General features: G+C 66.0%; 1 protein-coding gene. It reads right to left on the reverse strand.

Annotation, left to right across the window (positions count from 1 at the left end; translation table 11 throughout):
• Positions 1–877 (reverse strand): NAD(P) transhydrogenase subunit alpha (locus P0D96_RS48150; protein WP_408321390.1); only part of this gene is annotated, 877 nt, incomplete at both ends.

Raw genomic sequence — 877 nt, forward strand, 5'->3', positions numbered from 1 at the left:
CGTGATGATCAGCTTCAGGAAGTCGAGCAGGTTGCGTGCGTAGAGCGAGGACGCGTCGGCGGGCACCATCGAAGCGAGATTCGTATAGCCGACGATCGTTACGCCGTGTTTGATGACGACCTTGTCCGCTTCAGTGAGTGGACAGTTGCCGCCGCGCTGGCCTTCGTACTCGGCACCGCGGCCCGCGGCGAGGTCGACCAGCACGGAGCCGGGTTTCATCGCCTGCACGGTTTCGACCGAGATCAGCGTCGGCGCGGCGCGGCCAGGGATCAGCGCGGTGGAAATCACCACGTCGGCCTGTTTGGCCCGTTCGTGGACCAGCGCGGACTGGCGCGTGAGCCACGAAGGCGGCATCGGCCGCGCATAGCCGCCGACGCCCTGCGCGGCTTCGCGCTCCTCGTCGGTTTCGTAGGGCACGTCGAGAAACTTCGCGCCGAGCGATTCGATCTGCTCTTTCACCGCTGGACGTACGTCGGAGGCTTCGATCACCGCCCCCAGGCGCTTGGCGGTCGCGATCGCCTGCAAACCGGCCACGCCCGCGCCGAGAATCAGCACGCGCGCCGCCTTCACGGTGCCCGCTGCGGTCATCAGCATTGGCATGAAGCGCGGATAGAGCGTGGCGGCCAATAAAACCGCCTTGTAGCCCGCAATGTTCGCCTGCGACGACAGCACGTCCAGACTCTGCGCGCGCGTGGTTCTCGGCGCGGCTTCGAGCGCGAACGCGGTGACGCCCGCTGTCGCCAGCTTTGATGAGTTTTCGGTATTAAACGGATCGAGCATGCCGACCAGCGTCGCGCCGCGTTTAAGCAACGGCAACTCGGCATCGGTCGGCGACTGGACCTTCAGGACGAGTTCGGCCCCAAACGCGGTGGCCGCG

The sequence above is a fragment of the Paraburkholderia sp. RL17-347-BIC-D genome (genome assembly GCF_046027915.1).
Classification (GTDB): domain Bacteria; phylum Pseudomonadota; class Gammaproteobacteria; order Burkholderiales; family Burkholderiaceae; genus Paraburkholderia.